This window comes from Bilifractor porci, from assembly GCF_009696005.1.
GTDB lineage: Bacteria > Bacillota > Clostridia > Lachnospirales > Lachnospiraceae > Bilifractor > Bilifractor porci.
The window spans coordinates 122,123-146,628 of sequence record NZ_VUMV01000007.1 but is presented as its reverse complement, the minus strand read 5'-3'; the positions used below and the strand labels follow the sequence as shown (position 1 = coordinate 146,628).

The 24,506-nt window shown below is 52.1% G+C and carries 24 protein-coding genes, 1 riboswitch and 1 other annotated feature; of the genes, 3 read left to right on the top strand and 21 right to left on the bottom strand.

The window, feature by feature from the left end; translation table 11 throughout:
• Nucleotides 1–1,188: a ribose-phosphate pyrophosphokinase gene (locus tag FYJ60_RS10120; protein ID WP_154458563.1), complete on the top strand. Its 1,188-nt coding sequence runs from the start codon at nucleotides 1–3 to the stop codon at nucleotides 1,186–1,188.
• Between the two features lie 142 nt (nucleotides 1,189–1,330).
• On the opposite strand, the gene typA is transcribed toward FYJ60_RS10120, so the two are convergent.
• Nucleotides 1,331–3,163, bottom strand: coding sequence for a translational GTPase TypA (typA, locus tag FYJ60_RS10115; RefSeq protein ID WP_154458562.1), 1,833 nt, complete (start codon nucleotides 3,161–3,163; stop codon nucleotides 1,331–1,333).
• Between the two features lie 261 nt (nucleotides 3,164–3,424).
• A riboswitch (Lysine riboswitch) is annotated at nucleotides 3,425–3,595 on the top strand.
• Nucleotides 3,596–3,802: 207 nt separating this feature from the next.
• On the opposite strand from typA, the gene dapA reads away from it, so the two are divergent.
• Nucleotides 3,803–4,696, top strand: coding sequence for a 4-hydroxy-tetrahydrodipicolinate synthase (gene dapA, locus FYJ60_RS10110; RefSeq protein ID WP_154458561.1), 894 nt, complete (start codon nucleotides 3,803–3,805; stop codon nucleotides 4,694–4,696).
• A 181-nt stretch (nucleotides 4,697–4,877) separates the two neighbouring features.
• Complete coding sequence (gene dapB, locus FYJ60_RS10105; RefSeq protein ID WP_154458560.1) at nucleotides 4,878–5,636, top strand: 4-hydroxy-tetrahydrodipicolinate reductase; 759 nt, start codon at nucleotides 4,878–4,880, stop codon at nucleotides 5,634–5,636.
• A 210-nt stretch (nucleotides 5,637–5,846) separates the two neighbouring features.
• On the opposite strand, the gene rpoC is transcribed toward dapB, so the two are convergent.
• The 20 genes from rpoC to FYJ60_RS10005 form a co-directional block, all read right to left on the bottom strand.
• Nucleotides 5,847–9,554 carry a DNA-directed RNA polymerase subunit beta' gene (gene rpoC / locus FYJ60_RS10100; protein WP_154458559.1) on the bottom strand — a complete coding sequence of 1,236 codons (3,708 nt, stop codon included), beginning with the start codon at nucleotides 9,552–9,554 and terminating at the stop codon, nucleotides 5,847–5,849.
• 21 nt (nucleotides 9,555–9,575) lie between these two features.
• Nucleotides 9,576–13,433 carry a DNA-directed RNA polymerase subunit beta gene (gene rpoB / locus FYJ60_RS10095; protein ID WP_154458558.1) on the bottom strand — a complete coding sequence of 1,286 codons (3,858 nt, stop codon included), beginning with the start codon at nucleotides 13,431–13,433 and terminating at the stop codon, nucleotides 9,576–9,578.
• A gap of 412 nt (nucleotides 13,434–13,845) precedes the next feature.
• A complete protein-coding gene (locus FYJ60_RS10090) occupies nucleotides 13,846–14,541 on the bottom strand; it encodes an LrgB family protein (RefSeq protein ID WP_154458557.1) in 696 nt (231 codons plus the stop codon).
• A complete protein-coding gene (locus FYJ60_RS10085; protein ID WP_154458556.1) occupies nucleotides 14,538–14,948 on the bottom strand; it encodes a CidA/LrgA family protein in 411 nt (136 codons plus the stop codon). Before FYJ60_RS10085 ends, FYJ60_RS10090 begins: the two co-directional genes overlap by 4 nt.
• A 322-nt stretch (nucleotides 14,949–15,270) precedes the next feature.
• Nucleotides 15,271–15,651, bottom strand: a complete 381-nt coding sequence (rplL, locus tag FYJ60_RS10080; protein WP_154458555.1) for a 50S ribosomal protein L7/L12 — start codon at nucleotides 15,649–15,651, stop codon at nucleotides 15,271–15,273.
• A gap of 82 nt (nucleotides 15,652–15,733) precedes the next feature.
• Entirely contained in the window at nucleotides 15,734–16,261 is a 528-nt protein-coding gene (gene rplJ / locus FYJ60_RS10075; protein WP_154458554.1) for a 50S ribosomal protein L10, read from the bottom strand.
• A gap of 33 nt (nucleotides 16,262–16,294) precedes the next feature.
• Nucleotides 16,295–16,425, bottom strand: a sequence feature (ribosomal protein L10 leader region).
• A gap of 84 nt (nucleotides 16,426–16,509) precedes the next feature.
• Nucleotides 16,510–17,202, bottom strand: a complete 693-nt coding sequence (gene rplA / locus FYJ60_RS10070; RefSeq protein WP_154458553.1) for a 50S ribosomal protein L1 — start codon at nucleotides 17,200–17,202, stop codon at nucleotides 16,510–16,512.
• 51 nt (nucleotides 17,203–17,253) lie between these two features.
• Nucleotides 17,254–17,679: a 50S ribosomal protein L11 gene (rplK, locus tag FYJ60_RS10065; RefSeq protein ID WP_154458552.1), complete on the bottom strand. Its 426-nt coding sequence runs from the start codon at nucleotides 17,677–17,679 to the stop codon at nucleotides 17,254–17,256.
• A 53-nt stretch (nucleotides 17,680–17,732) separates the two neighbouring features.
• The gene (nusG, locus tag FYJ60_RS10060; RefSeq protein WP_154458551.1) at nucleotides 17,733–18,254 is read right to left on the bottom strand and encodes a transcription termination/antitermination protein NusG; all 522 of its coding nucleotides are present in this window, start codon (nucleotides 18,252–18,254) and stop codon (nucleotides 17,733–17,735) included.
• 13 nt (nucleotides 18,255–18,267) lie between these two features.
• Nucleotides 18,268–18,486 carry a preprotein translocase subunit SecE gene (gene secE / locus FYJ60_RS10055; RefSeq protein WP_154458550.1) on the bottom strand — a complete coding sequence of 73 codons (219 nt, stop codon included), beginning with the start codon at nucleotides 18,484–18,486 and terminating at the stop codon, nucleotides 18,268–18,270.
• Nucleotides 18,487–18,512: 26 nt separating this feature from the next.
• The gene (gene rpmG, locus FYJ60_RS10050) at nucleotides 18,513–18,662 is read right to left on the bottom strand and encodes a 50S ribosomal protein L33 (RefSeq protein WP_154458549.1); all 150 of its coding nucleotides are present in this window, start codon (nucleotides 18,660–18,662) and stop codon (nucleotides 18,513–18,515) included.
• A 310-nt stretch (nucleotides 18,663–18,972) separates the two neighbouring features.
• Nucleotides 18,973–19,749, bottom strand: coding sequence for a DeoR/GlpR family DNA-binding transcription regulator (locus FYJ60_RS10045; RefSeq protein WP_154458548.1), 777 nt, complete (start codon nucleotides 19,747–19,749; stop codon nucleotides 18,973–18,975).
• Nucleotides 19,750–19,818: 69 nt separating this feature from the next.
• Nucleotides 19,819–20,367: a BMC domain-containing protein gene (locus FYJ60_RS10040; RefSeq protein WP_154458547.1), complete on the bottom strand. Its 549-nt coding sequence runs from the start codon at nucleotides 20,365–20,367 to the stop codon at nucleotides 19,819–19,821.
• Nucleotides 20,368–20,385: 18 nt separating this feature from the next.
• The gene (locus tag FYJ60_RS10035; RefSeq protein WP_154458546.1) at nucleotides 20,386–21,711 is read right to left on the bottom strand and encodes a 4Fe-4S dicluster domain-containing protein; all 1,326 of its coding nucleotides are present in this window, start codon (nucleotides 21,709–21,711) and stop codon (nucleotides 20,386–20,388) included.
• Between the two features lie 20 nt (nucleotides 21,712–21,731).
• Entirely contained in the window at nucleotides 21,732–22,004 is a 273-nt protein-coding gene (locus tag FYJ60_RS10030; RefSeq protein WP_154458545.1) for a EutN/CcmL family microcompartment protein, read from the bottom strand.
• 257 nt (nucleotides 22,005–22,261) lie between these two features.
• The gene (gene pduL / locus FYJ60_RS10025; protein WP_408609148.1) at nucleotides 22,262–22,879 is read right to left on the bottom strand and encodes a phosphate propanoyltransferase; all 618 of its coding nucleotides are present in this window, start codon (nucleotides 22,877–22,879) and stop codon (nucleotides 22,262–22,264) included.
• Nucleotides 22,880–23,051: 172 nt separating this feature from the next.
• Complete coding sequence (locus tag FYJ60_RS10020; RefSeq protein WP_154458588.1) at nucleotides 23,052–23,333, bottom strand: BMC domain-containing protein; 282 nt, start codon at nucleotides 23,331–23,333, stop codon at nucleotides 23,052–23,054.
• Between the two features lie 212 nt (nucleotides 23,334–23,545).
• A complete protein-coding gene (locus FYJ60_RS10015; RefSeq protein ID WP_154458543.1) occupies nucleotides 23,546–23,857 on the bottom strand; it encodes a BMC domain-containing protein in 312 nt (103 codons plus the stop codon).
• A gap of 15 nt (nucleotides 23,858–23,872) precedes the next feature.
• Nucleotides 23,873–24,154, bottom strand: coding sequence for a BMC domain-containing protein (locus FYJ60_RS10010; protein ID WP_154458542.1), 282 nt, complete (start codon nucleotides 24,152–24,154; stop codon nucleotides 23,873–23,875).
• 29 nt (nucleotides 24,155–24,183) lie between these two features.
• Nucleotides 24,184–24,501, bottom strand: a complete 318-nt coding sequence (locus FYJ60_RS10005) for a BMC domain-containing protein (RefSeq protein WP_154458541.1) — start codon at nucleotides 24,499–24,501, stop codon at nucleotides 24,184–24,186.
• Nucleotides 24,502–24,506 lie beyond the last annotated feature (5 nt).

The window sequence follows — 24,506 nt, the reverse complement described above, 5'->3', positions numbered from 1 at the left end:
ATGGCGGAAAAAACATCAAATTACTATGACTCTCTTCCCTACGGGCGTCTGGGCATTATTGCCCTCGACAGCTGCCGCGAGATGGGCAAAAGAGTAGATGACTATCTGGTCCAGTGGAGAAAGGAACGGGAATCCGATCACAAGACCAATCTCTCCGTGGAGGGCTATGAGAGAGATTCCTATCTGATTCCCTCCTCCGTTCCCCGCTTCGGATCCGGCGAGGCCAAGGGCGTCCTGAAGGAATCCGTCCGCGGAGATGACCTCTATATTCTTGTGGATGTCTGCAATTACTCGATCACCTATTCTCTCTGCGGCTATCAGAACCGGATGTCCCCGGACGATCATTTCCAGGATCTGAAACGGGTGATCGCGGCTGTCGGGGGAAAAGCCCGCCGCATCAATGTCATCATGCCCTTCCTGTACGAGAGCCGCCAGCATAAGCGCTCCGGAAGGGAATCTCTGGACTGCGCCATCGGCCTGCAGGAGCTTGTGGACATGGGTGTGGAGAATATTATTACCTTTGACGCGCATGATCCGCGTGTACAGAACGCCATTCCCCTGCACGGATTTGAGACCGTGCAGCCCGCCTACCAGTTTATTAAAAACATCCTGCGTCACGCAGAGCCGGACATGAAACTGGATTCCGACCACCTGATGGTGATCAGCCCGGACGAGGGGGGTATGGGCCGGGCCATCTATATTGCCAACAACCTGGGCGTGGATATGGGCATGTTCTACAAAAGAAGGGACTATTCCGTGATCGTGAACGGATCCAATCCTATTGTCGCCCATGAATTTCTGGGAGCCGATGTAGAGGGGAAGGATATGATTATTATTGATGACATGATCTCCTCCGGCGGAAGCGTCATTGAGGTAGCTAAGCTGCTGAAGGAACGCCATGCCAAAAACATCTACATCTGCGCGACGTTCGGTCTGTTTACAAACGGGCTGGACAAATTCGACAAAGCCTACGAGCAGGGCTTCTTCACCAAGCTGGTAACAACAAACCTTGTGTACCAGACACCGGACCTGCTGAAAAGGCCTTATTACATTAACTGCGACCTGAGCAAGTACGTCGCCCTGATCATTGATACACTGAACCACGATTCTTCCATCAGCAGCCTTCTGGATCCCTCTGACCGAATCCAGAGGGTCATAAAGAAATTTATGAACCACGAGAAAATCTGACTGCTCCCTGCTGTCACGCAGAAAACGGACGAGACAGAACAGGGCCGGATGCACAAATGCATCCGGCCCTTCTTTTTTACACAGCCCTGTAAACCCTGCTGTTAAAGCAGAGAAACAGCAGCTGAATTTTTTCTTTTACGCGTCAGCTCTTCCGGCTGATCATCTCTCTCTTGCGCAGGCGGGAATCCAGCTGGCGCTTGCGGATACGAAGACTTTTCGGGGTGACCTCCAGCAGTTCATCGCTGTCAATAAATTCCATGGCGTCTTCCAGCGAAAGAACTCTGGGCGGGGTAAGCGTCAGCGCCTCATCCGCGGAGGAAGAACGTGTATTGGTCAGGTGCTTGGTCTTGCAGACGTTTACCTCGATATCCTCCGGTTTTCCGCTTTCTCCGATGACCATGCCGGCATACACACGTTCCCCCGGCCCGATAAACAGGGTGCCTCTCTGCTGAGCGGCAAACAGGCCGTAGGTTACAGATTCTCCTGCCTCGAAGGCAATCAGTGAGCCGTTCTTCCGGAATGTAATATCTCCCTTATAAGGAACATATTCATCGAAAATGGTATTCAGAATTCCGGTGCCCTTTGTCATGGTCATAAATCTTCCGCGGAATCCGATCAGCCCTCTGGACGGAATGACAAACTCCAGACGGGTAACGCCGTTCTCGCCGACGCTCATGCCCTGAAGCTCTCCCTTTCTCTCACTAAGGTTCTGGATGACCGCCCCGCTGTATTCATCCGGGACATCAATATATGCCAGCTCCTGGGGCTCCAGCTTCTTCCCTCTCTCATCGGTTTTATAGATAACTTCCGCCTTGCTGACCGCGAACTCATATCCTTCCCGGCGCATGCTCTCAATCAGGACGGAAAGATGCAGCTCGCCGCGTCCGGACACCTTAAAGCAGTCCGGCGAAGTTTCCTCGACACGCAGGCTTACGTCTGTGTTCAGCTCACGGAACAGACGGTCCCTTAAATGCCGGGATGTGACATAGGTGCCCTCCTGGCCGGCAAGAGGAGAATCATTCACCAGAAAGTTCATGGAAATGGTCGGGTCGGAAATTTTCTGGAAAGGAATCGGCTTCGGGTCAACCAGGTCGCAGAGGGTATCTCCGATGTGAATATCCGGAATGCCGGAAATCGCGACAATCTCCCCGACAGAAGCCTCCTTTACCTCGATCCGCTTCAGCCCGTCAAACACATACATCTTGCTGATTTTTACCCGCTCTCTCTTATCCGGATCATGGTGGTTCATCAAAAGAACTTCCTGGTTCAAGGCAAGCTTTCCGTTATCAATTTTCCCAATGCCGATTCTTCCGACATACTCGTTGTAGTCAATGGTACTTACCAGCATCTGGATGCCGGCCTCCGGATCGCCCTCCGGGCAGGGAATATACTTCAGGATGGCCTCAAACAAAGGCGTCATGTCCTTAGGTTCATCCTCCAGCTCGTTCAGCGCGTATCCGCCTCTGGCAGTCGCATAGAGGAACGGAGCATCCAGCTGTTCATCCGAGGCGCCCAGATCCATCAGCAGCTCCAGAACCTCATCCACAACTTCTTTGGGACGGGCGTTCGGCCTGTCAATTTTATTGATGCAGACGATGACCTTCAGATCCAGATCCAGCGCTTTCTGAAGGACGAACCTGGTCTGCGGCATCGGCCCCTCAAAGGCGTCGACCAGGAGGATAACGCCGTTGACCATCTTCAGGACACGCTCTACCTCGCCCCCGAAATCCGCGTGTCCGGGTGTATCAATAATGTTTATTTTCACGCCGTTGTAGTGAACCGCCGTATTCTTGGAAAGGATCGTAATTCCGCGTTCCCGCTCAATATCGCCGGAATCCATGACACGCTCCTGTACTTCCTGGTTGGCGCGGAAAGTCCCGCTCTGACGAAGCAGCTGGTCGACCAGTGTTGTCTTGCCGTGATCGACATGAGCAATGATCGCCACATTCCGGATATCCTCTCTGACTATATTCATCTCTTTTTACCTCTTATAAACCCTTCTCCGGTTCCGGGCAGTGCCCTCCGAAAAACCGGAAATCTTCTGCTCTGCCTGTCTTTTTCGCAACTGTATTATTGTATCATATTTTTTTTCATTTGTGTAGAAGGAATATCGCTGTGTCAATAGCAAAAAGAGCTGAAAAACAAGCTGATATTTTGGGAATTTTTCATGTGTTTCCTGCCTTAGAGCGGTTTTCGGGATTCTTGACAGCATGACCGAATCATGCTATATTTCAGCTATTGAGATAGAGGTCGCGCGGAACATCAGTATCTGCCCGGACGTGCCGGACACGGAAGATGGACAGGGAAAGGGGACCGCGCCGAAGGGACTATTGCCGGAAAGTATTCCCTGGGCTCGTGGTCGAACAGATCCCTGACTGTCATCGGAAGATGGAGCGCTATCCTTGGTTTAACTGTATGTGTGAGCTGCATATACAACTGAGAAGGCGCCTTTTCCGGTTGCCTTTTTTCTTTGTAAACTTCCATGCATGCCTCTGGCATACAGGACCAGGGACTCATCAGTCCCTCGCGGTTTTCAGCCGCAGACGGATGGTTTTTTTGACATGGCCGCGGCCGCAGTCCGGCAGCAGCCGAATTCAAACAGGGAGGATCAAATATGTCATTTTTCAAGGGCGCGGGCGTAGCCATTATCACACCAATGCACGACGACGGATCGGTAAATCTGGAAAAGCTGGATGAAATTCTGGAGCAGCAGATCGCGGAGGGAACAGATGCTATTGTCATCTGCGGCACCACCGGAGAATCCGCAACGCTTACGGAAGAGGAACACCTTGCAACCGTAAAGCACTGCGTGCAGACTGTAAACGGCAGAATCCCGGTTATTGCGGGAACCGGGTCCAACAGTACGGCAACCGCGGTTGCCATGTCCCGGGAGGCAGAGAGCTACGGTGTTGACGGTCTGCTGATTGTCACGCCCTACTACAATAAGGCGACCCAGAGCGGACTGATCCGGCACTATACCACCATCGCGGAAGCTGTTCACACACCGATTATCATGTACAATGTCCCATCCCGGACAGGCTGCAATATCCAGCCGGAGACTGCCGCCTACCTCTGCAAGAATGTGGAGAATATCAAAGGCATCAAGGCCGCCAGCGGAAACATTTCACAGATTGCGAAAACGAAGGCGCTCTGCGGAGATGATCTGGAGATTTTCTCCGGAAACGACGACCAGGTCATTCCCATTATGTCCCTAGGCGGACACGGTGTGATCTCCGTGCTGTCCAATGTCGCTCCCAGATACACGCATGACATGTGCCGGAAGATGCTGGATGGCAACGTGAAGGAGGCCGCGGAAATGCAGCTGAAGGCACTGGATCTGATTGGTTCCCTCTTCTGCGAGGTAAATCCGATTCCGGTCAAGGTTGCCATGAATATGATGGGTATGCAGGTCGGTCCTCTTCGTGGTCCTCTTTTCGATATGGAGCCGGCAAACAAGGAACGCCTCAGGAAATCTTTGATTGACTTTGGTCTTGCTGTCACGGAGTAAGCAATCCATAAGGCTGTCGCAGGGGCGGCGGCCTTTTGTTTTACCTGTTTCTCCGGTTCCGGAGTAAAAAACGCGCAGACTGTCTGCGTGCCCGAAAGCCTTCATTGAAAATTTCACACTTCAACACGCAGCATGCAAAACCAAAAGTTACACCGCAAAATACAACAGATTGGAGATTCAAATGACGAAAATAATTATCAGTGGCTGCAGCGGCCACATGGGACATGTACTGACACAGCTGATAGAAGCAGATCCGGATGCCACTGTCGTGGCCGGAATTGATCCTGTTGCCGATCCGGCGTGCGGCTACCCTGTTTTTGCCTCAGCGGCAGAATGCTCGGTTCCCGCCGATGTCATAATCGACTTTTCTAATTTCCGGGCTGTGGATGCCCTGCTGGACTATGCCGTAGAGAAAAAGCTTCCTCTGGTCCTGTGTACCACCGGTCTTTCGGATGAGCAGCTGAAGAAGGTGGATGAGGCAAGCAGGCAGACAGCGATTCTCCGCTCCGCCAACATGTCCCTGGGAATCAATCTCCTGATGAAGCTTCTGAAGGAAGCCGCAGCCCGGCTTGCTCCTGTCGGGTATGACATGGAGATTGTGGAAAAGCACCACAACCGGAAGCTGGACGCCCCAAGCGGAACGGCGATCGCCCTTGGCGAGAGCATGAACGAGGCCCTGGACAATGAGTATCATTTTGTATTTGACCGGAGCCAGCGCCATGAAAAACGGGATCCGAAGGAAATCGGCATTTCTTCCGTGCGCGGCGGATCCATTGTAGGCGAGCATGAAGTGATCTTTGCCGGACAGGACGAGGTCATCACCTTTTCCCACTCCGCCTACTCCCGCTCCATCTTCGGAAAGGGCGCGGTGGAGGCGGCAAAATTCCTTGCCGGAAAGCCTGCCGGAAAATACGATATGAGCGATCTCTTTTCTATGTAATCGGCTCTCTGAACAGTGCCATGCCCGCAGGGGCTGGAGTTTTCCGCCCTGAAGGCACCTGCTGGTAAATAAGAGTCATTTTATTTAAAAATCATTTTGTATTACCATCAGGCAGTGGATACCGAACTCCATTGGCCAAAACCCGCACGAAAAAGAGCTGCCTTCCGGCAGCTCTTTTGCTGTTGCATTTATATAGAGGCTTTTGCTCTTTTATTCTTCCGGCACACCGCTGTCCTGTCCGTCTTCCGAAACGTCGTTCTCCGGCGCGGTATCGGTTCCCGCCGTCTGAGCCTCCGGCTCCGCATCCACGTCTTCGTCCAGAATCAGCTCCTCGTCTTCATTGACGCGCTCCGGAATCACCTGGTCATCGGTATCAAGCTTCAGGCTGCTGTAATACTTCATTCCGGTTCCCGCGGGAATCAGCTTTCCGATAATGACATTCTCCTTCAGCCCGATCAGCCGGTCCACTTTTCCCTTGATGGCGGCATCCGTCAGGACACGGGTGGTCTCCTGGAAGGACGCCGCGGAAAGGAAGGAATCGGTTGCCAGAGAAGCCTTGGTAATTCCAAGGAGAATTCTCTCTCCGGTGGCCGGTCTTCCACCGGCTTCCTCCGCCTCTTCATTCGCATCGTCAAAATCGAGGAAATCCACCAGTCTGCCCGGCATGAACTTCGTGTCTCCTCCGTCCTCGATGCGTACTTTCTTCAGCATCTGGCGGACAATCACCTCGATATGCTTATCGCAGATTTCAACACCCTGCAGACGGTACACACGCTGTACCTCACGAAGCAGGTAATCCTGTACGGCCGTAATTCCCTTGATACGAAGGATATCGTGCGGGTTTACCGAACCCTCTGTCAGCGCGTCGCCTGCCTCCAGCGTATCGCCGTCCATGACCTTAATTCTGGAGCCGTAAGGAATCAGATAGGTCTTGGATGTTCCTGTCTCGTCATCGGTGACAATAATCTCCCTCTTCTTCTTGGTGTCCTTAATCGCCGCGGTTCCCTTGATCTCGGTAATAATCGCAAGTCCCTTCGGCTTACGCGCCTCGAAAAGCTCCTCGACACGGGGAAGACCCTGGGTGATATCTCCTCCGGCAACACCACCGGTATGGAAGGTTCTCATGGTCAGCTGTGTTCCCGGCTCTCCAATCGACTGCGCGGCAATAATACCGACAGACTCTCCGACCTGGACCACTTCTCCGGTAGCCAGGTTCGCGCCGTAGCACTTGGAGCAGATGCCAAGATGGGAGCGGCAGGTCAGGATGGTACGGATCTTTACCCGTGTAACCGGATTTCCGTTTTCATCCACACCGTTGGCAACCACCTGGGCGGCACGCCGGGGCGTAATCATCTGGTTGGCCCGGACGATGATGTTTCCGTCCTTATCCTTGATGTCATAGCAGGAGAAGCGTCCGGTAATCCGTTCCTGCAGGCTCTCCACCTGCTCTTTTCCCTCCATGAAGGCGTATACATACATTCCCGGAATCTCTTTTCCCGGTTTCGCGCAGTCGGTCTCCCGGATGATCAGATCCTGGGACACATCGACCATACGGCGGGTCAGATATCCGGAGTCAGCGGTACGAAGGGCGGTATCGGAAAGTCCCTTCCGGGCCCCGTGCGCCGACATGAAATACTCCAGTACGTCCAGACCCTCACGGAAGTTGGACTTGATAGGCAGCTCGATGGTGTGTCCTGTTGTATCCGCCATCAGTCCGCGCATACCGGCCAGCTGCTTGATCTGCTTATCCGAACCACGGGCTCCAGAGTCCGCCATCATGTAGATGTTGTTATATTTATCCAGACCGTCCAGCAGGTCTTTGGTCAGCTTATCGTCCGTCTCCTTCCAGGTTTCCACAACCTCTTTGTACCGCTCTTCATCCGTAATCAGACCACGCTTGTAGTTCCGGGTGATCTTGTCTACGGTCTCCTCTGCCTCCGCAAGAAGTTTCGGCTTATCCGCAGGTACCGTCATATCGGAAATGGATACCGTCATTCCGGCCCGCGTCGAGGTGTGATAGCCCATGGCCTTGATATGATCCAGAACCTCTGCGGTCCTGGTCGCTCCATGGATATCAATTACCTTCTCCAGAATCTGTTTCAGATGCTTTTTCGCGACCATGAAATCAATTTCCGGGAGAAGCTCATTGCCGGGCACCGACCGATCCACGTAGCCCAGATCCTGCGGGATTATCTCGTTAAAGAGCAGCCGTCCCAGCGTCGTGGTCACCGTTTTTTCAATGGGGTTGCCCTGCGCGTCCTTTCCGGTGCGGCGCACATGGATCTGTGTCTGATATTTAATATAACCGTTCTCGTAAGCAAGGATTGCCTCATTCAGATCCTTGTAGGAAGTACCCTCTCCAATCTCTCCCGGACGCATCTGCGTCAGATAGTAAATACCGAGAACCATATCCTGGGATGGAACCGCAACCGGTCCTCCGTCCGACGGCTTCAGCAGGTTATTCGGAGACAGCAGCATAAAGCGGCATTCCGCCTGGGCTTCCTGTGACAGGGGCAGGTGAACAGCCATCTGGTCTCCGTCGAAGTCCGCGTTGAACGCGGTGCAGACCAGCGGATGGAGCTTGATTGCCTTGCCCTCTACCAGAATAGGCTCAAAAGCCTGAATACCGAGCCTGTGCAGCGTAGGCGCCCGGTTCAGCATCACCGGATGCTCCTTGATAACATCTTCCAGAACATCCCAGACCTGCGGCTCCAGTCTCTCCACCATCTTCTTGGCATTCTTGATGTTATGGGCTGTGCCGTTGGCGACCAGCTCTTTCATGACAAAGGGCTTGAACAGCTCAATCGCCATTTCCTTCGGCAGACCGCACTGATAGATTTTCAGCTCCGGTCCGTTAACGATAACGGAACGTCCGGAATAGTCCACACGTTTTCCCAGAAGGTTCTGGCGGAAACGGCCGTTCTTTCCCTTCAGCAGGTCAGACAGAGACTTCAGCGCCCGGTTTCCGGGTCCGGTAACCGGACGGCCTCTTCTGCCGTTGTCGATCAGGGCATCCACAGCCTCCTGCAGCATTCTTTTTTCGTTTCTGACAATGATGTCCGGGGCTCCCAGATCAAGCAGACGTTTCAGCCTGTTGTTCCGGTTGATAATCCGGCGGTAAAGATCGTTCAGATCCGAGGTCGCGAATCTGCCGCCGTCCAGCTGCACCATCGGACGGAGATCCGGCGGGATAACCGGGATGCAGTCCAGAATCATCCACTCCGGACGGTTTCCGGATTCCTTGAAGGCCTCTACGACCTCCAGCCTCTTGATAATACGGGCACGCTTCTGACCGCTGGCATTTTCCAGCTCGGCGCGCAGCTCGTCATACTCTTTATCCAGGTCAATTTCCTGCAGCAGTTCCTTGATCGCCTCCGCGCCCATTCTTGCGCGGAAAGCATTTCCGTAGGTCTCATAGGCCTGCTGGTATTCCGCCTCGGAGAGCACCTGCTTTTTCATCAGATTTGTCTCGCCCGGATCCAGAACGATATAGCTGGCAAAATACAGAACCCGCTCCAGTGTTCTGGGAGACAGATCCAGGATCAGTCCCATACGGGAAGGAATTCCCTTAAAATACCAGATATGTGAAACCGGCGCCGCCAGTTCAATATGCCCCATGCGCTCGCGGCGGACGCTGGATTTTGTGACCTCCACGCCGCAGCGCTCGCAGATGATCCCCTTATAGCGGATTTTCTTGTATTTCCCGCAATGGCACTCCCAGTCCTTGGTCGGTCCGAAGATAACCTCGCAGAACAGTCCGTCCTTTTCCGGTTTCAGGGTACGGTAGTTGATGGTTTCCGGTTTTTTTACCTCGCCGTGGGACCACTCGCGGATTCTTTCCGGAGATGCCAGCCCGATCCGGATTGCGTCAAAGCTGAACGCCTCGTTCGTTTCTTCCTTATTTACTGTTTCCGGCATTGAAATACCCCTTTCCGTTCATTATTCAGAATCGTCAGCGTTATCATCCAGACTGCTGAGGAATTCTTCATCCTCATCATCCTGCGGCTCTTCCCCGTCTACATTCACCAGCTCTCCGTCCTGGAACTCCTGTTTGCTGTAGCCGTATTTTCCGTAGGATTCTTCTTCGTCTCTGCGGTTATAGCGGTCTCCTTCCATAATTGCGCGGAAGCTTGTGTTGCCGTAATCCTGGGACTCCATCAGATGGACCTCTGTGTTGTCATCCTTCAGGACACGGACATCCAGCGCCAGAGACTGCAGCTCCTTCAGCAGAACCTTGAAGGATTCGGGAATACCGGGCTTCGGTATATTCTCGCCCTTGATAATGGCCTCGTAGGTTTTTACACGTCCCACAACATCATCCGATTTGACGGTCAGGATCTCCTGCAGTGTGTAGGCCGCGCCGTAGGCTTCCAGTGCCCAGACCTCCATCTCTCCGAAACGCTGTCCTCCGAACTGGGCCTTGCCTCCCAGCGGCTGCTGGGTAACCAGCGAGTATGGGCCGGTGGAACGCGCGTGAATCTTATCGTCTACCAGATGATGCAGCTTCAGGTAATGCATGTGCCCGATGGTGGTCGGTCCGTCAAATTTCTCTCCGGTACGTCCGTCCCGCAGCTGGACCTTTCCGTCCCTGCTGATCGGCACGCCCTTCCAAAGTGCCCTGTGATCCCTGTGGTCAGACAGGTACTGCATGACCTCCGGAAGCAGGGTATCCTTATATTTATTATAAAAGTCATCCCACTCGGAATTGACATAGTCGTTTGCCAGCTCCAGCGTGTCCTGGATATCAATTTCGTTTGCCCCGTCAAAGATAGGCGTGGAGATATTGAAGCCCAGGGCCTTGGAAGCCAGGCTGAGGTGTATCTCCAGGACCTGTCCGATATTCATACGGGAAGGTACGCCCAGAGGATTCAGAACAATATCCAGCGGACGGCCGTTGGGAAGGAATGGCATATCCTCCACCGGAAGCACACGGGAAACTACACCCTTGTTTCCGTGACGTCCGGCCATCTTGTCCCCGACGGAAATTTTTCTCTTCTGCGCGATATAGATACGGACTGCCTGGTTGACGCCAGGTGCCAGCTCGTCCCCGTTTTCCCTTGTGAAGACACGTGCTTCCACAACAATTCCGTACTCTCCGTGCGGAACCTTGAGGGAAGTATCCCTTACTTCTCTGGCCTTCTCGCCGAAGATGGCGCGAAGAAGACGTTCCTCCGCGGTTAGCTCTGTCTCTCCCTTCGGAGTCACTTTTCCAACCAGGATATCTCCGGCACGTACCTCCGCGCCGATCCGGATAATTCCTCTCTCGTCCAGATCCTTCAGGGCTTCTTCTCCGACACCCGGAACGTCCCTTGTAATTTCCTCCGGTCCGAGCTTGGTATCACGGGATTCGCACTCATACTCCTCGATATGCACTGAGGTATAGACATCATCCTGCACCAGCCGCTCACTGAGCAGTACGGCATCCTCGTAGTTGTATCCTTCCCATGTCATAAATCCGATCAGCGGATTCTTTCCGAGAGCAAGCTCTCCGTTGGAAGTAGACGGGCCGTCGGCGATAACCTCTCCCGCCTTTACATGGTCGCCCTTGAAAACAACCGGGCGCTGGTTGTAGCAGTTGCTCTGGTTGCTTCGGGTAAACTTCATCAGGTGATAAACATCCCTGGTGCCGTCGTCGTTGTCCATGCGGATCTCATTGGAGGCTGCGCAGGTAATCGTTCCGTCCTTCTTCGCCACCACACAGATACCGGAGTCTACGGCTGCCTTCTCCTCGATACCGGTTCCAACGACCGGAGCCTCCGTAAACAGAAGCGGTACCGCCTGCCGCTGCATGTTGGATCCCATCAGGGCACGGTTCGCGTCGTCATTCTGCAGGAACGGGATCAGCGCGGTCGCCACGGAGAATACCATCTTCGGTGATACATCCATGTATTCAAACATGGTCTTCTCGTACGTCTGCGTCTCATCCCTGTAACGTCCGGACACGTTTTTATGAATAAAATGTCCCTCTGCATCCAGCGGCTCATTTGCCTGCGCCACATGGTAATTATCCTCTTCATCGGCTGTCATGTAGACAACCTCTTTGGTTACCCGCGGATTCTTCGGATCGCTCCGGTCAATGACACGGTAGGGTGCCTCGATAAAGCCGTACTGGTTGATTCTGGCGTAGGTTGCCAGCGAGTTAATAAGACCGATGTTCGGGCCTTCAGGGGTCTCAATGGGGCACATTCTTCCGTAATGGGAATAATGGACATCACGAACCTCGAATCCCGCACGATCCCTGGAAAGTCCTCCGGGTCCGAGTGCGGAAAGACGTCTCTTATGTGTCAGTTCTCCAAGCGGATTGTTCTGATCCATAAACTGGGACAGCTGTGAGGACCCGAAGAACTCCTTCACTGCCGCGGTAACCGGCTTGATGTTAATCAGCGACTGCGCGGAGAGCGTATCCAGATCCTGTGTCGTCATGCGCTCGCGGACCACTCTCTCCAGCCTGGAAAGCCCAATCCGGTACTGGTTCTGCAGAAGCTCTCCCACGCAGCGGATTCTTCTGTTGCCCAGATGGTCAATGTCATCATCATTGCCGACACCGTATTCCAGATGCATGTTATAGTTAATGGAAGCAAAAATATCTTCCTTCGTAATGTGCTTCGGGATCAGGTCGTGGATGTGATCCTCAATGGCATCCTTCAGATCCTCCGGATCGGTGTTTTCTTCCATCAGCTTTGCAAGCTCCGGATAGTACACCTGCTCCGTCACGCCGACTTCCTTCGGATCGACATCCACCCATTTGGTGATGTCCACCATCAGGTTGGAGAGAACCTTTACCACTCCATCCTGGGTATCCAGCCAGACAAACGGGACTGCGGCATTCTGAATCTCATCCGCTTTCTCTCTGGTGACTGTGGTACCCTTCTCCGCAATAATTTCACCTGTCGCAGTATTTACCACATCTTCCGCCAAGGTCTTCCCGGTGATCCGGTTGCGGAGCGCCAGTTTTTTGTTGAATTTATATCTTCCGACCTTGGCCAGATCGTAGCGGCGGGGGTCAAAAAACATCCCGTTGATCAGACTCTCCGCGCTGTCCACTGCCAGCGGCTCTCCCGGACGGATCTTCTTGTACAGTTCCAGAAGTCCTTCCTGGTAATTCGTCGCGGTATCCTTGGTGAAGCTCGCCAGTATTTTCGGTTCTTCGCCGAAATATTCCGCAATTTCCGCGTTTGTTCCCAGACCGAGGGCACGCAGAAGAACGGTGATCGGCACTTTTCTGGTGCGGTCCACACGTACCCAGAAAACATCGTTGGAATCGGTCTCATACTCCAGCCAAGCGCCGCGGTTGGGAATAACCGTGCAGCTGTACAGCTTCTTCCCAAGCTTGTCATGGTCGATTCCGTAGTAAATGCCCGGAGAACGCACCAGCTGGCTGACAATAACACGCTCTGCGCCGTTAATAACAAAGGTGCCGGTGGGCGTCATAAGAGGGAGATTTCCCATGAAAATCTCATGCTCACTGATCTCGTCTTTTTCGCGGTTATAGAGGCGTACTTTAACCTTCAACGGAGCCTCGTATGTTGCATCCCGCTGTTTGCATTCCTCTATGGAATACTTTACATCGTCCTCGCACAGCTTGAAGTCTACGAATTCCAGGCTGAGCTTTCCGCCATAATCCTGAATGGGGGATATGTCATCAAAAGCTTCTTTTAACCCGTCTGTGAGGAACCACTGATAGGAATTTTTCTGCACCTCAATCAGATTGGGCATCTGCAGAACCTCTTCCTGTCGCTGGTAAGTCATTCGTATACTTCTTCCGCTGCGGACCGGACGTATCCTGTTTTTCTCCATTGACGATTCACCTCTTGTGATTTAGAATTGGTAAATAGATACAGGGTGCCTGATCGTCCCTGTCCGCGCCGGGAAATCAGCGCATAGGGGGAGAGAGGCACTTGTTGCCATAATAGTGCATTTTTTACAATAACACATCCTGTCAAGGGTGTCAAACCGGTTTTCGCGGTTTTTGCCCTTCTTTTTTTGTATTTTTTTCAGAACACACTATTCTGCGGCCTCTCTGCTTTTTCCGAAACTGCACAGGCTGAAAAAATCTGCCGCGGAAATGAAATTTTTTATATTTCTGCAGGCTGCTTCCGCACAGGCAAAAGGAAAATAGCGCAAACAATCCCTGCCTCCCGTCCCGGAATTTTTCCCGGGAACGAAAGGCAGGGATTGTTCTGTAACTCTTCTGTATCTCTGATTCTTTTTACAGGACAGCTGAAAACACAGTGGCTCCGACTACGGTGAGAATTCCGGCTACGGCTATGGAGAGACTGCTCATGGCGCCTTCCACCTCTCCCATTTCCATCGCCTTGGCTGTTCCGATCGCGTGGGAAGAGGAACCCAGCGCAATTCCGCGGGCAATGGGCTCTTCAATATGAAACAGCCTGCAGAGTCCTTCTCCCAGAATGTTTCCCAGCACGCCGGTTACCACAATAACCGCAACCGTTATGGTCACATTTCCTCCCAGTTCCTCCGAGACGCCCATGCCGATAGCCGTCGTAATCGACTTGGGAAGAAGGGTGACATACGTTTCATGGCTCAGCCCGAACAGGACAGACAGGACCAGGACACAGAGGAGACTGGTCAGAACGCCGGAACAGATACCGGTGGCGACCGCTTTCCAGTTATTTCTCAGAAGCTTCATCTGCTCGTAAAGCGGTATGGCCAGACATACCGTTGCCGGCGTGAGAAACCAGCTTAAATACTTCGCCCCGGCATCATAGGTATCATAGCTGACATGGGCGGTCAGCAGCACAACAATCGTAACCGCAATCGAGATCAGCAGAGGATTCAGGAAACTGAGCTTTGTTTTTCTCTTCAGCGCGGCGCCAACCCAGTAGGCAAATAAGCTCAGTGTAACACCGGCAAAAGCAGATGTCCTGCAGAATGAAGCGATCATAGTTCAGCCTCCTCTTCGGCAGCCATGTCTTCCATACTAAGGAGACTGCCCGCCTCCGTCTTGTTTTCCAAACGTATGACATGCTGTGATACCTTTCCGCTGACCACCATAACAGCCACCAGGGACACCACGGTAATGACGGAAACAGGCAGAAGAACCGGGCGAAGGTCGCCCCAGGAAGACATCAGTCCCACGCCCGCGGGAATAAACATGACAGGCATGATCTCAATCAGAAACTTTCCTGCGTCTTTTACCTGATCCAGCTTAATGAAGCCGGTTACCAATCCCGCAAACAGAATAGCCATTCCGTAGATACTGGCGGGAACCGGCAGCGGAAGCACCCAGTGCAGCACTTCTCCGATCAACGTAATAATCATAATCCTGCAAAATTGTCTGAGTATTTTCATTTTTCCGTTTCACTCTCCTGTTTTGAAATCTCATGTACCGGCACATAACCCCTCTGCCGTTCCGCGGATATTCCTTCCGCAGAGGCAACAGTGCCTATTTTAGTACCGTGTTTTTCCTGCCGCAAGGCATAAGCCTGTACTTTTTCAAAACATGCATTTTCTGCAACTATCAAAGATTTCGCGGAACCAGATTGTACATGACGCGCGTAAACGGAAACGGGCACCGGGAATGCCCTTACGAATGACATGAAAAAAGCAGCTTCTGCACTGCACAGAAGCCGCCTTTCTTTTTTGGTAAGCGTTCTTACGGATAAACCCTGATTTACTTCAGAGTTACTTTTGCTCCCTGCTCTTCCAGTTTTGCCTTGAGGTCATCTGCCTCTGCCTTGGAAGCGCCTTCCTTAACTACCTTCGGAGCTCCGTCAACCAGATCCTTAGCTTCCTTCAGGCCAAGTCCGGTAACCTCACGGACAACCTTGATAACCTTAACCTTGTTCGGGCCAACCTCGGTCAGCTCTACATCGAACTCGGTCTTCTCCTCAGCTGCCGCAGCATCTCCGCCTGCAGCGCCGCCAGCTACAACAACACCTGCAGCAGCGGATACGCCAAACTCTTCCTCGCAAGCTTTTACAAGGTCATTCAGCTCTAATACAGATAACTCTTTAATAGCAGCAATAAACTCTTCTGTTGTTAACTTAGCCATTGTTCTTTTCCTCCAATTTCATTTTTTCTGATTCTTCCGCCATCATGATGACGGTTCTAAACGGCTCTCCCCGATGAAAGCCTTATTCTGCCGCGGGTGCTTCCGCTGCTTCTGCCGGAGCGCCTTCCGCCTGCTTTTCCGCAATCTGCTTAAGCACACGGGCAAAGCCGGAAATCGGTCCCTGCATGCTTCCGAACAGTCTTCCGAGCAGTACTTCCCTTGTGGGAACGTCTGCCAGCTGGTTTACGCCATCCGCGTCATAGTAAGCGCCTTCTACAACACCGGCGATCAGCTCCAGCTGCGGATTCTTCTTCGCAAACTGTTTCAGAATACGTGCCGGGGCGGTTGCGTCATCCTTGGAAACGGCAATCGCGTTAGTTCCTTCCAGATGCTTGGAAAGCTCTTCGCAGGGTGTTCCCTTGAACGCGAAGTTCATCATCGTGTTTTTGTAGACCTTGTAGGTTACGCCGGCTTCTCTGAGATTTTTACGAAGCTCCGTATCCTGCGCAACATTCAGGCCGCTGTAGTTTACAAGAACTACGCCCTGCGCACCGTCAATCGCACTGGCAATCTCTTCCACAACCGGTTTCTTCTGTTCTACTTTTGCCATGTTTCGGTATACCTCCTTATTTTAATGATGTATACACGCAAAAGAAAACCCGCCTGACCAAAGACAGACGGGAATACATTCTCTGAAAAGAATCTACATCCTCGGCAGGCGTTTCACTTACGCCTTGCGGCACCTGCTGTCTTCGGCGTGATACAGTGAGTATACTATCACACCGGAGAAATTGTTGTCAAGACAAAAAAACAGAAGAGGAAGCCTCTTCTGTTTTTCTATTTTTATATTCTGGTGGATTATACGAACTTGTTTACATTGACCTTTACGCCGGGTCCCATGGTCGGCGCAATGACAATGCTCTTCATGAACTGGCCCTTCAGGGTGGAAGGTCTTGCCTTTGTAATCGCGCCCATCAGTGTGGAGAAATTCTCATTCAGCTGCTCTTCGCTGAAGGAAGCTTTTCCGACCGGTACGTGAATGATGTTGCTCTTGTCCAGACGATACTCTACTTTACCGGCTTTGATATCGTTAACCGCTTTGGTAACATCCATCGTTACGGTCCCGGACTTCGGGTTCGGCATTAAGCCCTTGGGTCCGAGTACACGTCCCAGACGTCCTACAACGCTCATCATATCCGGTGTCGCGACAACTACATCGAAATCAAGCCAGCCTTCGTTCTGAATCTTCGGAATCAGCTCCTCTGCCCCGACGAAATCTGCGCCTGCCGCCGCAGCCTCATCTGCCTTTGCTCCCTTGGCAAATACAAGAACACGAACGGTCTTGCCTGTGCCGTGCGGCAGAACAACGGCTCCGCGGATCTGCTGATCTGCGTGACGTCCGTCGCAGCCAGTGCGGATGTGTACCTCGATAGTCTCGTCAAACTTCGCGACAGCCGCTTTCTTCGCAAGCGCGATGGCATCCTTGGGATCATACTGGACTGAGCGATCAATAGCCTTTGCGGCTTCTACATATTTCTTTCCGTGTTTCATTCTAAATTCCTCCTGTGGTAGTGGCGGGATAATCCCTCCCACGTGAATCAATTAATCCTCAACAGTAATTCCCATGCTGCGGGCTGTTCCGGCAATCATGCTCATGGCTGCTTCTATGCTGGCCGCATTCAGGTCGGGCATTTTCAGCTCCGCAATTTCACGGATTTTATCCTTGGAAATTGTGGCAACCTTGGTCTTATTCGGTTCGCCGGAGGCGGACTTCAGGTTGCATGCCTTCTTCAGCAGAACCGGTGCCGGCGGAGTCTTGGTAATAAAGCTGAAGCTTCTGTCCGCATATACAGTGATGACAACAGGGATAATTAAATCTCCCTTGTCTGCTGTTCTTGCGTTAAACTCCTTGGTAAACTGCACGATGTTCACACCGTGCTGACCAAGAGCCGGTCCTACCGGCGGAGCCGGTGTAGCCTTGCCTGCGGGAATCTGTAATTTGATGTAACCAGTAACTTTTTTTGCCATTTTAGGCACCTCCTATTATGTGGTGTTTGCGGGGATTTCCCTCCCACGGCCGATTAATCGACCTTTCTGACATCGGCGAAATTAATTTCCACCGGAGTTGCTCTTCCAAACAGATCCACGTCAATGGTAACTGTCTGTTTACTCTGATTAACCGCCTTGACCTTGGCAGAATAATCCTTCCAAGCTCCGCCGATCACCGCGACTTCATCTCCAACCGCAAGGTCAATTTCAAATTTCTCTCCGGTTTCCACACCCAGCGGGCGCATCTCTTCTGGAGACAGCGGAACCGGTTTGGAGCCCGGTCCTACAAAGCCTGTGACACCTCTGGTATTGCGGACGACGTACCATGTATCGTCATTCATAACCATATTGAGCAGGACATAGCCGGGAAACAGCTTGCGCTGTACATGTTTCCTCGCGCCGTTCCTGACCTCTTCGACCTCTTCCATGGGCACCCGGACTTCCAGGATCTGATCTTCAAGGTGTCTGTTTTCTATTGTCTTCTCAATGTTGGCCTTCACCTTATTCTCATACCCGGAATATGTGTGGACCACGTACCATTTTGCGTCTGACATCTTCACCTTTTCCTTATTTTATGATCAGTTCCATTATCTGCAGTCCCAGATTGTCCACCAGCGTGATTAACCCGGTAACGATTGCAGAAATAATAATGACAGCGGCCGTCTGTCTGCCCAGTGTTTTATTATCTGTCCAGATAATTTTTCCCCACTCGGTCTTCAGACCCTTGAACCAGGTTTTCATTTTTCCTGTTTTTTTCTGTTCAGCTTTTTTCGCTGCATCTGCCATCTGTTCTCACCTCGCTGCGAAACGGATTACTTTGTTTCTCTGTGCAGGGTATGCTTTCTGCAGAATCTGCAATACTTCTTAATTTCCATACGCTCCGGATGATTCTTTTTATCCTTTGTCGTATTGTAATTACGCTGCTTGCATTCTGTGCATGCCAAAGTGATCTTTGTACGCATAATATCCACCTCCGTTTTACTAAACCCATACGCCGGAAAACCCGGCACAACTTCTGTAAGAAGCCCCTTTTTCAGAGCAAAAAAAAAGGACCCTCTCCTTTGTCGCTTACTCAGCATAGCACAGGCACCGGAGAGTGTCAACTTAAATTTTTGAGCCGTCCTATACGCCTAAACTCTGAGCTGTGCTATATACCGAGCTGCCCTATGCCCCCGGCAGAGCAAAGTTTTCCGGGCGCAAGACACGTGTTTCGCCTTCAAGGAACAGAAACCGTAAAGCCCTGTCCCTGCCGCGCGCAGCAGCATCGTAAACTTATTTTCGTCTTTCCTGCGGATACATACACTCTACGCCGTATCTTTCAAAGATCTGCAGCCAGTCGTCAGAGGGCTTACAGTCGGTAATGACGCCGTCAACCTCTTGAATACCAACCATTTTTGTGAAGGCTGTCTGGTCGAATTTCCCGTTATCCAGTACCAGATAGCTCTGGGCCGCGGAAGTGAGGATGGTCTTTTTCAGGGAACTGAACGCCTGCAGGGATTCCATGATTCCGTGCTCCCTGTTCAATGCCTTGCAGGAGACAAAAGCCTTATCCACAAAATACGACCGGGTGCTGTTCTCCGCCTCCGGGCCGAGAAGGGCAAGATACCCTTCCTTTAATACCCCGCCGGTACAGATCACAGTAATATTGGAGCATTCGGACAGTTCCAGAATAATCTCGATCGAATTTGTCACCACGGTAAGTCGCTGAATATTCTTGATCGCCTTGGCAATAAACAGGTCCGTGGAACTGGCGTCCAGCATAATGTGGTCTCCCTCTTTTACGAGGGACGCGGCAATCTCCGCGATGACCTGCTTTTCCGCGACATGATGCTTGCTGCGGATGGTCAGCGGCATATCAAACCCTACGTTTTCATTCAGCACAGCGCCGCCGTAGCTTTTGGTCGCATAACCGTCCTGCTCCAGTTTCTCCAGATCCCGCCGGATGGTTTCTTCCGAGACATTATAAATCTGACTCAGTTCGCTTACGACTACCTTTTTTTCTTCCTGCAGTTTTTCCAGAATCAGATTTCTGCGTTCCAGGGCAAGCATCCTCTACCTCCGAATACCGTCAACACTGTTTGCCTACAGGCGACAAAGGCTCTGTGGCGAAACGGTTCCTTAAAGAATTGTTCTGATGATTTTTTCGTCCGGATGAGCAATCACAGAAGAATCCAGATACATGCCCTTTTCTCCAGCCAGCATTTTCGCCTTCTCGATGGCCGCTGTTACCGCGGACACCTCACCGGTGATCATCATAAAGGATTTTCCGCAGAGCCCCTTTGCCAGCCGAAGCTCAATCACGTCTACAATGGCAGTTTTTGCCGCGGCATCCGCCGCCTCGATCAGCGACGCCACATCAAAGGTCTCCAGTATTCCGAGGGAATCCACAGCCTCTACCTGGCTGGCCCCGTAAATGGCCGGGAAAAGCGATTCGTGAGGATTGCCAAGCACAAAATTGTCGATCAGATCCGACTCATAAGCTGTGCTGGCGGCTTCCACGGCGGATTTCACCGCACTGAGATCTCCGGTGATAATTGCGATATATTTACCCGGACATACGGTCTGCGCCTCCACAATGTCAACATCCGCGGTCTTGACCATAAGATCCGCCGCTGTAATACCGGTCGGTATATTTTTGAATTCAATCATTCCGATTGCTTTACTCATCGCCGCTTATGTCCTTTCTTACTGCTTCTGGATTCGGATAAAGGTATCTGTGACATCGGTAACTATTCCGGGCAGAGAAGCATGCATCCCGACGCTCAGTCCGTCCGCCGGCTTTGCAATCATCTGCCTGTACTCCACATGGTCGCCGACCTTTACAATCGGAATCGCCGGCGCACCGATATGCTGCTTTAAAAGGACTCTTACCGAGGTCTCCGGCTGCAGCTCATCATCCAGCGGAGCCGGAAGATCGTACCGGCTGAGCCCGAGCCTGGCCATCAGTCTTGCCTCCGGAACCTTGCGGAATTCCCGTGCCTCTCCCACAGAGGCAGCTTCCACGCGAGGCGCCTTTACTCCCGCGCCGCGGAGCCCGTTCTTATATGCCTGGATAAGTGTCCGGGGAGCAAGGTCCTGCGGACAGGCGTACATCTCGCACACGCCGCATCCGGAGCAGAAAAACGTGTTCAGGAACGGATTCAGGTTCTGAAAATCCTCGTTGGAAGCAGAACGCATAAATCTTGCGGGATCAATCGGATGTCCCAGCTCATGGCGCGGACACATATCCGTGCAGGATTCACACTGGCAGCAAATCGACGCCGCTCTCTTCAGATCAATGGAAGTCTGACGCCTTTTCTTCATCACAATCGGATGATCCTGCGGCAGAACCAGAATGGCGTTTGTTTCTTTTGTCACACGGCCGTCATGCGGCTGGATGCTTCCCATCATGGGACCGCCCACAAAATAGATCGGATCCTTGCAGGTCAGGTCGCCTGCCAGAGCGACGACAGATTCAAACGTACATCCGACAGATACCGGGACGGTAATCGGATTTGTGACCTCGCCGATCACTGTCAGATATTTGAAGGTAACCGGTTTATCCTCTACCGCGGCACGGTAGATATTGTACATGGTTTCTACATTATAGACAATGCAGCCCTGCTCAATGGGCAGCCCGCCCGGACGCACAACCCTTCCGGTGCATTCATAAATGAGAACAACCTCATCTCCCATCGGATAAACTTCCTGGAGATAATGAATCTTCATCTCCGGATATTTACCGATCTCCCCCTGAATGGCTGCAATGGCCTTACTATAGGTTTTCTTGACACCGATATAAACCTGCTTTGCCCCTACCGTCTCTGCAACAAGATGCAGGCCGGCCAGAATCTGATCCGCATGAACAGTGATCAGCCGCCTGTGGGGCTGAAGCAGAGGCTCGCACTCTGCACAGTTCAGTATAATGGTATCCGCATTTTTGTTCAGTTTTGCGTAGGAAGGAAATCCGGCCCCGCCGGCACCTACGACTCCGCCCACGCGAAGTTTTTCCTGCAGCTTTTCAAATTCCATGCTTTACTCCATCCCGGGGATCAATCCTCCTCGATAATCCCGCCTTCATCTATAATACCGACAATCGCAGCATCTACAGGCGCATCCGGCATATCACAGCCGATTCTGGCCGCGCTTCCCTGTGCCACCATCACATATTCACCTATTCCGGCGCCAATCACATCAATCGCGATAATCTGCCGGGTATCTGCCGACATATGACGCAGGGGTTCCACAATCATGAACTTGTTTCCAACGAGCTTGTCGCTTTTTCTTGTCGAAACCAGGCTTCCGACTACTTTTCCTGCAATCATTGTTCCTCCAAATTGTCCTGTATAACGTCCTGCAGCTTCCGGCGGCACCATCAAAGGGCTGCCATTCTGACGGACTCCGCACGACGATCTTTTTCTAAAATCCAAATGAGATATATTATTTGGGTGCCAAAATTCCCTTTTCCACCCATTGATAATTACGTGTGTCATCGGTCTATTGACACTCTGCCCATGTTATCCGGCCATGGCACAAATCTCCCTGCAGCAAAGCTGACAGGGAGAAAAGCTGAACTTCCGGATTATTTCATGATTGTAACGGTATCACCCTGTTTGATACCTGCGGCATTTGCCTCATCCGTATCAATGTGCATTTCCAGCGTGAAGCTGGGATTCACACGAATGACAACGTGATTAAAAATTGTGCCGCGTTCATTATCTGCTTTTACAGAAACCACATCACCGTTCTTTAGTCCCGCCGCTTCCGCGTCTCTCGGAGACATATGGATGTGGCGCATGGCGATGATACATCCTTCCTTCAGATACAGCGCACCTTTCGGACCGACAAGAGCAATCGGGGCGCTTCCGGCGACGTTTCCGGATTCCCGGATCGGTGCCTTGATCCCCAGGGTTCTTGCATCCGTAGCGGAAATCTCCACCTGTGTCTGTTTTCTGACAGGGCCGAGAATACGTACATTCTCAATGGCACGAAGTTTAAGTCCTACAATGGTAACCTGCTCGTTAGACGCGAACTGGCCGCCCATCAGGTCTTTCTTTTTGGTCAGCTGATATCCCTTTCCGAAGAGCACCTCTACATGCTCCTGCGTCAGGTGGACATGTCTGGCAGATACGCCTACCGGAACCAGAAAGCCCTTCGGCTGCGGCTGGCTCTGGGCCTGATTGATTGCCTCCATTACCATTCTGGTAATGCTTTCTACCTGTGAAATATCCAAGACAAATCCTCCAAAATACTGCCGTAAAACCGGCATTTCATCTGTTATGATTCAAAACGGCGTCTGCCGTCCTGCTGAAACAGCCCGTCCCCGTTCCCGCCTTCCGGCAGGAACGGGGTAGGCCAATGGCACAGCTTATTTATTTATTCAGATGAGGAAGAATCATCTCTACATCCTGATGCGGTCTCGGAATTACATGAGTGGCGATCAGCTCTCCCAGTCTGGAAGCATTATTTCCGCCTGCCTCTACCGCAGATTTAACGGCGCCTACATCACCGCGGACCATAACCGTTACCAGTCCGGATCCGATTCTCTCGGTTCCAATCAGGGAAACGTTTGCAGCTTTGCACATAGCATCTGCTGCCTCGATTGCCGCTACCAGTCCTCTTGTTTCAACCATTCCTAATGCTTCCTGTGTCATTTTTCTTTCCTCCTTGAAAGTTGTGGCTCCGGAATTCTGCGCCTTCGCCGTATGATTTTCTGCTGACTTTACAGTTGTAGTTACTTTTGCAGGAGCCGTCTTAGCTGCTTCCGCTCCAGCGGCCTCTGTTTTTACAGCTTCTTTTTTCGCTGCAGCCTGCGCAGGAGCTTTCGGCGCCTGGCCGGCATCGGCACTGCCGACTCTTGTCTTTCTTACTTCCGCCATGCGTAATCCCCCACTGTTCTCCATCTGCTTGCGCTTAACTGAACCATCTTCACGATTTCTTCATGGGGGTTCGCTATGACCGCCTTACAGACGGGCTTTTTTATTGCCTTTGTGTCCGCCGCCTCTACTGCTTCTTTCACAGCAGATACATCTCCCTCTATGATCAGTGTGACAAGCCTGCCTCCCAGCTTTCTCTCCCAGGATGCCAGCCGCACATCGGCGGCCTTGCACATGATATCGAGGGCATCCATGGCGGCAACCACTCCGGTTATTTCAACAAAGCCATATGCGCTGCCCATGGTACTCTCCTGAAATTACTCTAAGTTCTTTGGAAGGATCATCTCTACATCCTGATGAGGTCTCGGGATGACATGGGTGGCAACCAGCTCTCCAAGTCTGGATGCAGCCGCGCTTCCGGCCTCTACGGCAGCCTTTGTAGCGCCGACATCGCCGCGGACCATAACGGTAACCAGTCCGGATCCGATTTTCTCGGTTCCGATCAGATGAACCTCAGCTGCCTTTGTCATTGCATCGGCGGCCTCAATCGCGGCGGTCAGACCTCTGGTCTCGATCATTCCTAATGCTTCCTGTGCCATTTCTTTTTCCTCCTGAAAAATAACTTCGCTTAAAATTTATCGAGAGCACTGATTTTCAGCATTTTTTCCACCCCCGGATCATCCGGATTCGGAATCACATAATGCTGAACCACTCCGCTGACGGTTTCGGCGGCTTTTATCCCCGCCTCCATGGCTGCCTCTACCTCCGAGACATTGCCGCGGAACTTGATGGTTACCAGAAGCGGAACCGGAAGCTCGTCGGCATGCGCCGGCTTGTTCTTATCAAACACTTCCAGTGTCACATTTGCTGCCTTGCAGCCTGCGTCCGCAGCCACAAACGCGCATGTAAGACCATATACCTCCAGTATTCCGACAGCCCTGGCCATCCTTT

Coding starts and splice junctions, on each gene's coding strand:
- FYJ60_RS10120 (WP_154458563.1), top strand. CDS start 1: ATGGCGGAAAAAACATCAAATTACTATGACTCTCTTCCCTACGGGCGT.
- typA (WP_154458562.1), bottom strand. CDS start 3,163: ATGAATATAGTCAGAGAGGATATCCGGAATGTGGCGATCATTGCTCAT.
- dapA (WP_154458561.1), top strand. CDS start 3,803: ATGTCATTTTTCAAGGGCGCGGGCGTAGCCATTATCACACCAATGCAC.
- dapB (WP_154458560.1), top strand. CDS start 4,878: ATGACGAAAATAATTATCAGTGGCTGCAGCGGCCACATGGGACATGTA.
- rpoC (WP_154458559.1), bottom strand. CDS start 9,554: ATGCCGGAAACAGTAAATAAGGAAGAAACGAACGAGGCGTTCAGCTTT.
- rpoB (WP_154458558.1), bottom strand. CDS start 13,433: ATGGAGAAAAACAGGATACGTCCGGTCCGCAGCGGAAGAAGTATACGA.
- FYJ60_RS10090 (WP_154458557.1), bottom strand. CDS start 14,541: ATGATCGCTTCATTCTGCAGGACATCTGCTTTTGCCGGTGTTACACTG.
- FYJ60_RS10085 (WP_154458556.1), bottom strand. CDS start 14,948: ATGAAAATACTCAGACAATTTTGCAGGATTATGATTATTACGTTGATC.
- rplL (WP_154458555.1), bottom strand. CDS start 15,651: ATGGCTAAGTTAACAACAGAAGAGTTTATTGCTGCTATTAAAGAGTTA.
- rplJ (WP_154458554.1), bottom strand. CDS start 16,261: ATGGCAAAAGTAGAACAGAAGAAACCGGTTGTGGAAGAGATTGCCAGT.
- rplA (WP_154458553.1), bottom strand. CDS start 17,202: ATGAAACACGGAAAGAAATATGTAGAAGCCGCAAAGGCTATTGATCGC.
- rplK (WP_154458552.1), bottom strand. CDS start 17,679: ATGGCAAAAAAAGTTACTGGTTACATCAAATTACAGATTCCCGCAGGC.
- nusG (WP_154458551.1), bottom strand. CDS start 18,254: ATGTCAGACGCAAAATGGTACGTGGTCCACACATATTCCGGGTATGAG.
- secE (WP_154458550.1), bottom strand. CDS start 18,486: ATGGCAGATGCAGCGAAAAAAGCTGAACAGAAAAAAACAGGAAAAATG.
- rpmG (WP_154458549.1), bottom strand. CDS start 18,662: ATGCGTACAAAGATCACTTTGGCATGCACAGAATGCAAGCAGCGTAAT.
- FYJ60_RS10045 (WP_154458548.1), bottom strand. CDS start 19,749: ATGCTTGCCCTGGAACGCAGAAATCTGATTCTGGAAAAACTGCAGGAA.
- FYJ60_RS10040 (WP_154458547.1), bottom strand. CDS start 20,367: ATGAGTAAAGCAATCGGAATGATTGAATTCAAAAATATACCGACCGGT.
- FYJ60_RS10035 (WP_154458546.1), bottom strand. CDS start 21,711: ATGGAATTTGAAAAGCTGCAGGAAAAACTTCGCGTGGGCGGAGTCGTA.
- FYJ60_RS10030 (WP_154458545.1), bottom strand. CDS start 22,004: ATGATTGCAGGAAAAGTAGTCGGAAGCCTGGTTTCGACAAGAAAAAGC.
- pduL (WP_408609148.1), bottom strand. CDS start 22,879: ATGGTAATGGAGGCAATCAATCAGGCCCAGAGCCAGCCGCAGCCGAAG.
- FYJ60_RS10020 (WP_154458588.1), bottom strand. CDS start 23,333: ATGACACAGGAAGCATTAGGAATGGTTGAAACAAGAGGACTGGTAGCG.
- FYJ60_RS10015 (WP_154458543.1), bottom strand. CDS start 23,857: ATGGGCAGCGCATATGGCTTTGTTGAAATAACCGGAGTGGTTGCCGCC.
- FYJ60_RS10010 (WP_154458542.1), bottom strand. CDS start 24,154: ATGGCACAGGAAGCATTAGGAATGATCGAGACCAGAGGTCTGACCGCC.
- FYJ60_RS10005 (WP_154458541.1), bottom strand. CDS start 24,501: ATGGCCAGGGCTGTCGGAATACTGGAGGTATATGGTCTTACATGCGCG.